The sequence below is a fragment of the Caproiciproducens sp. MSJ-32 genome (assembly GCF_018918055.1).
Lineage (GTDB): Bacteria > Bacillota > Clostridia > Clostridiales > Clostridiaceae > Clostridium.
On record NZ_JAHLPS010000110.1, the window covers coordinates 1 to 5876 of the forward strand.

Genomic DNA, 5876 nt, shown 5'->3' on the forward strand with positions numbered 1-5876 from the left:
GTGCGCCATTTTTAAGGAGTAGAGATGAATTTATTTGAAAAACTCTTTAAAATTCATATAAAACAGTACAAAATAAGAGCTGAGCATTAGCGATTTTTAACCGCTAATGCGACAGCCCCATCTAAAATAATATTATTTTATTGGATTTCCTTCGAAATCAGTGTATTTTGCTGGATTTTCTTTATCTCCCACATTATTTTGATTTTCATGCAGCTTTTGTCTTCTTTTACCTTTTTGTAAAGCATTATTTGTTCTAGAATCTGCTTTCATATAAAACACTTCCTTTCAAAAGTATTTTATACACCAAATAAAATTTAATACATTAAACTTCAAACTCTTCTATTTCAATTGAATATGTTCCACAATTTTTACAAACCATTATTGTAAGTAAATAACTTTTATCTACAATACCTTCTCTATTTAATTTTGTAAAAGATTTCTTATCGTATTCGTCATCAATACTGCTTGTTACATATTTATTATTCTTTCCATATACATAAAAATAAAACTCTAAAAAATCAAAATATTTCTTTTTCTCTTCCTTACCATATCTGCATTGGCTGCAATAGCTTTCACAATAAGCCTTTTGAAAATCCACCTCATTACTTTTATTTAATATTTCCAATACTTTTTTGTAGTCAATTCCTTCTAAAGGCTCATTTTCATCATTAACAAAATACTCTAAATTATCTTCCCCTAATATATATTCCTTTCCTTCAAAATTAAATTTATATTCCATAATTCCCTCCACTTTCTTAATAATCATCAGCTTCATCTTCTTTATTTACAAAAAAGTTATTAATATTAACTAATATTTCATTTATTTCATTACTTACTCTAGTTCTTTCATTATTTATCCAATCTAAATCGAATTCTAAATTAAATACTTTACTAAAAGAATAATACATATTTACTCTTTGATATTGTAATTCCAATTCTTCTAAATTTCCTGTAAAACATTGGGGCTTAGTTAAACTTTTATTCTTCATTATAAAGACTTCATTTACATAATCTAAAAATGTATTCATTAAATATTCATTGGAAGTATCAAAAGGAATTTTTAATAGTTCCCACTGATCTTCTTCTTTTAACTTAAATCTCTTTATATTTTCTAATACGAGTAAATACTCGCTTATATCCATTTTTCTATAAAAATTAATTTTTTCTTCCCTAGTTGCCCATAAAGACAACTTTTCATTTAACGGAAGGCCTTTTATGTTTAGTATTGCTTCAGATGGCCCTAATACAGCTTCTGTAATAATTTCATCTTCCTCTTCCAATCTTTCTTTTATAAATTTCTGCCTATCAGCAACTGTTGCAACATATCCCACATCATATATTCCTATTCTTCCTGATCTTCCTGCTATTTGCTTTACTTCCTGTGAGGTTAAAGGTCTTATTTCTTCTCCATCAAATTTTCTTGTATCAAAAAATATTATTCTTCTTATTGGAAGATTTACTCCCATTCCAATGGCATCTGTTGATACTAAAAGCTTAGTTTCTTTATTAATAAACATATCATATTGCTTTCTTCTTACCTCCGGAGGCAAGTCTCCATAAATTACACTCGCCTTAATTCCACGATCTGAATAATTTTTTGCTATTTGTAAAACCTTCTTTTTAGAAAATACTACAATTGCATCTCCTTCAGTAACTTGCCTTGCTTCAAAATTATTTTCTTGAACTTCTAAAGGTATCTTTCTATAATACTCTTTTAATTCATATTCATCATTGCAGTCCTTAATTATTTTTTCTAATATTTCCCTTGCATTTAATGCACCACATATGTGAATCTCTTTACATCTTAAGCCTAATAAGGCTCTAGTCCAAGCAGCACCTCTTTGGGAATCACTAATCATTTGAATTTCGTCTATTATTGCTAAATCATATTCTTTTTTTAAATCTACTTTTTCTATTGTACAAGCTGTATGGGTAGCCCCTTCCTTGATTATTTCTTCTTCCCCTGTCTGTAAGTTACAAATAACTCCCATATCATTTAACTTTTCATAGTTTTCTAAGGCTAAAATTCTTAAAGGTGATAAATATATGCCATTCTTTGCTTCCTTTAACCTTTCCATTGCTGTATAGGTTTTGCCAGTATTAGTTTCACCCAAATGCAGATAAATCTTTCTCTTCATATTTCTTGCTAATTTATATTCATCTTTAGGATTATCCGGGAAATTTTTTTCAAATTCCTCAGCAACAAGCTTTGGTATATGCTGTTTCGTTAGTACAGACATAAATCCTGAATTTATAAAACTATTATAATTATTCCTAATAACCTGATAAAAATCAAAATCTGTATTGTTTTTTCTATTATAATCATCTAATAATCTTTTTGATATATATTCTAATAATTCTTCATATCTTTCTAATAAATCATCATATTCCTTAAAACCTTCCTTTTCCATTTGCTTTAACTTAATTATCTTTTTTCTTAAAGCAGCTTCTTGCTCTATTAGAGCTCCAACTTTTGAATTGTGTGCAATCTCTTCTATATGATTTATTTGAGATTTTAATTTTTTGAATTCTCGTTGATTAGCATTTTTCTTCACCTTATCACCTCATTTATGGCAAAATTAATTCTAGAATAATTGTTAATAATTTATTCACTTTTATAGAATTTCTATTTCAAACTTTTATTTGATAGTATATAATACCTTTATCAAGATTCCTTTTTAATATTTTAACTAATAAATAATAATTTATTGTTAGTTTTCCTTAAAGTATTATTTTTTATTTAATAATGAAGGGTTATTTTGGATATTGAAATACTTAAATTAATTATATCTTATTATTCTTTATTTGGGGGTGGTTTAGATATGAAAAATCATCATATTTATTTAGTTTTCTCTAATACCGGTACGATTATCTCAAAATTGCTCCATCTTTGTACAAAGGATAATTATGTTCATGTTTCTATTAGTTTAGATAATAGCTTTAGCAAGATGTACTCCTTTGGAAGATTATTTGAATATTTTCCTATTCCAGGGGGACTGGTAGAGGAAAACCTAAAGGCTGGCTTATACAAAAAATTTACTAATAGCAAATGTGTTATTTATAGAATAAAGGTTACTGAAGAACAATATCAATTTTTAAAAAAAGAATTGGACAACTTCCTTCTTAATAAGAAAAAATATAAATATAATTTACTTGGCTTATTAGGCTTTTATATTAACAAACCAATAAAAAGGAAGAACTACTACTTTTGCTCCGAATTTGTATCACATCTTCTAATAAAAAGTAAAATCTATAATTGTGACAAGGATCCTTCTTTAATTAAACCAAGCGACTTACTTAAAATTCAAACTAAGGAATTAGTTTATGAAGGCTTTACTCATGCTTGTACTGTTTAATAATCTTTTTAGCAAAGTTATATATCTTATATAATTTTGGATTTTCCTCTTTTTCTTCCGATAAAATTTTATATTTTGCTATTTCCATTATAGGCTCCAGAAGGGATATGGTATCTTCATATCCTTCTTTTATTCTGCTCTTCTTTTTTTCTTCATCTAAATCTAAGGTACCATTTATAACTCCGTCATTTATATTTTTAGGATATATCTCTATAATTTTTGTGTTAGGATAAAGAGACTTGTCTATTTTTTCTTCTTTTGATAAGGTTACAACTATAATGATATCGCATCCTTCACCATAAATAGGCTGAATAGGTACATTATCACAAATTGCCCCATCAACATATTTAAAGCCATTAATCTCTGTTGGATCAAAAATCAAAGGAAGGGATGCTGAAGCTAAAATAATTTCTTTGGCTATTTCCCTACTATATTCATTTATTTTAAAATATCTTATTTTAAAATCAGGCAATTCTGTACAGGCAGCATAACATATTCTATTTTTTCTTATTATTTTATCTACATCTATATAATTACTGGCTATTTCCTTTACAGCATCATTAGAGGCGCTCTTTTCATTCATTTTTTGAGTAATATATTTCTTTGATATTGCTAAATTCTTTCCACCTATAAATAAGCCTACTCCCCTTGTAAATAATTCAAACTTACTATAGGGTACAATTGTATCAATAGTTATATTATTCCATATATACTCAGCTATTTCTGTATCCCCCTGAGCAAATAAAGCAGCATTGAAAGCCCCAATTGAAGTCCCTGAAAAGTAATTAATATATTTATCTAGCCCCAAATATACTAATGCCTTCCATACTCCAAGTTCATAAGCACCTTTTCCCCCTCCGCCAGCCAACACTAAACCTATTTTCATAAACTCCCTCAAAATATACATACTTCTTCTAGATATTATTTTATTAATTCATGAGTAAATTGGTTAATAAAAAAGGCTGTTACAAATCTAAGTTTGTAACAGCCTTTATCCTAATCTAATTAAGCATTAAGTGATTTTTTTGCTACTTCTACTAAATCAGCAAAAGCTTTTGGATCATTAATAGCTATTTCTGATAACATTTTTCTATTCATATCTATTCCAGCTAATTTTATTCCATTAATAAACTTTGAATATGAAAGCCCATTCATTCTTGAAGCGGCATTGATTCTAGCTATCCATAATCTTCTAAAATCTCTCTTTTTTAATCTTCTTCCAACATATGCATTTCTTAAAGCTCTAATAACAGTTTCATTTGCAGTTTTAAATAATCTGCTCTTTCCGCCATAATATCCTTTAGCAAGCTTTAATACTTTTTTATGATTCTTACGAGCATTTACTGCTCTTTTAACTCTAGCCATGTCTAATCCTCCTAAAACCCTTTAAAATTAAAGGTATGGTAATAATTTCTTCATTGCTTTTTCTTGAGTAGTTGAAACATAAGCTGTTTTTCTTAAGTTTCTCTTTCTCTTAGCACTTTTCTTAGTTAATATATGACTCTTAAAAGCCTTAGCTCTTTTTAATTTTCCAGTACCAGTCTTTTTAAATCTTTTTGCTGCTCCTTTATGAGTCTTCATTTTTGGCATAATATAAATCTCCTCTCTAGTTATGCTTTTTTAGGGGCAAGTACCATTATCATATTTTTACCTTCATGCTTTGCTGGTTTTTCAATTACACAAACATCTTCTAATTTACTCACAAAGTTATCAAGTATTCTATCTGCCATATGACTTAATTGGACTTCTCTACCTTTAAATCTTACAGTTACCTTTACTTTATCCCCATCTTCTAAGAATTTTCTAGCTTTCTTTGCTTTAATATCAATATCATTTTCTTCAATTGAAAGCCCAAATCTTATTTCTTTAACATCAACTACTTTTTGCTTTTTCTTAGCTTCCTTTTCCTTTTTAGTTTGCTCATAAATATATTTACCCAAGTCCATAATCTTACAAACTGGTGGGTTAGCATTAGGTGAGATCAGTACTAAATCTAGATCTGCCTCATCTGCCATATTTTGAGCCTCTTTTGTAGGAAGTATGCCTATTTGATTACCATCTGAATCAATTAACCTAACTTCCTTAACTTTAATAGCTTCGTTACAAGTAAAATTTTTACTTATATTAAGTCACCTCCAAAATTTTTTAAAACATAACAAAAAAGGGCGTATTTGCCGCCCTCTTGATTATAAAAAACTAGCTGTTAACTAGTAATTAATCCAATAGCAATTACCCTACTAAGCTAGGCCGTAAGGTGAGAAACGGCTGTTTCTTCTTTCCTGTTAAATATCTTAACATTTTATTAATTTTCTGTCAATCTTTTTATTTTTATATTTCATAACTTTAGTATTATCACTAATTAAAATATTATTCATCTTTTAAATATTATCTTTTACCCGGATCAAAAGGCTGTCCTTCAGCCTTTGGTGCACGAGAAGATTTAGAGAAGAATACTAAAGCTATTAAAGTAACAATGTATGGGAAAGTTTTTAATAATATACCAGGTATTTGTGATAAAGC

At 28.1% G+C, this 5876-nt stretch carries 8 protein-coding genes and 1 pseudogene; 1 reads left to right on the top strand and 8 read right to left on the bottom strand.

The genetic code is table 11. The features are described 5' to 3' along the window. Positions 1-132 precede the first annotated feature (132 nt). Genes KQI16_RS11645 through KQI16_RS11655 form a run of 3 tightly spaced genes read right to left on the bottom strand, consistent with a single transcriptional unit; the run spans position 133 to position 2555 of the window. Complete coding sequence (locus tag KQI16_RS11645; protein WP_216434634.1) at positions 133-270, bottom strand: clostri-philic family protein; 138 nt, start codon at positions 268-270, stop codon at positions 133-135. 52 nt (positions 271-322) lie between these two features. After that, on the bottom strand, positions 323-739 hold the full coding sequence (locus tag KQI16_RS11650; RefSeq protein ID WP_216434636.1) for a DUF3785 family protein: 417 nt from the start codon (positions 737-739) through the stop codon (positions 323-325). Between the two features lie 16 nt (positions 740-755). Continuing rightward, entirely contained in the window at positions 756-2555 is a 1800-nt protein-coding gene (locus tag KQI16_RS11655) for an SUV3 family DEAD/DEAH box RNA helicase (RefSeq protein WP_216434637.1), read from the bottom strand. 267 nt (positions 2556-2822) lie between these two features. Here KQI16_RS11655 and KQI16_RS11660 point away from each other — a divergent pair, with 267 nt between their 5' ends. Continuing rightward, positions 2823-3356 carry a hypothetical protein gene (locus tag KQI16_RS11660; RefSeq protein WP_216434639.1) on the top strand — a complete coding sequence of 178 codons (534 nt, stop codon included), beginning with the start codon at positions 2823-2825 and terminating at the stop codon, positions 3354-3356. On the opposite strand, the gene KQI16_RS11665 is transcribed toward KQI16_RS11660, so the two are convergent. The 5 genes and pseudogenes from KQI16_RS11665 to KQI16_RS13135 all read right to left on the bottom strand — a co-directional run. Beyond that, positions 3334-4242, bottom strand: coding sequence for a patatin-like phospholipase family protein (locus tag KQI16_RS11665; RefSeq protein WP_216434640.1), 909 nt, complete (start codon positions 4240-4242; stop codon positions 3334-3336). The genes KQI16_RS11660 and KQI16_RS11665 overlap by 23 nt on opposite strands. Before the next feature lie 119 nt (positions 4243-4361). After that, positions 4362-4721, bottom strand: a complete 360-nt coding sequence (rplT, locus tag KQI16_RS11670; RefSeq protein ID WP_216434641.1) for a 50S ribosomal protein L20 — start codon at positions 4719-4721, stop codon at positions 4362-4364. A gap of 27 nt (positions 4722-4748) precedes the next feature. Then, positions 4749-4946 (bottom strand): 50S ribosomal protein L35, encoded by a 198-nt coding sequence (gene rpmI / locus KQI16_RS11675; protein ID WP_119864762.1) that lies wholly within the window; start codon positions 4944-4946, stop codon positions 4749-4751. Positions 4947-4966: 20 nt separating this feature from the next. Continuing rightward, positions 4967-5479, bottom strand: coding sequence for a translation initiation factor IF-3 (gene infC / locus KQI16_RS11680; protein ID WP_216434642.1), 513 nt, complete (start codon positions 5477-5479; stop codon positions 4967-4969). A gap of 262 nt (positions 5480-5741) precedes the next feature. Continuing rightward, positions 5742-5876 (bottom strand): annotated as a pseudogene (locus KQI16_RS13135) (ABC transporter permease); the annotation flags it as partial.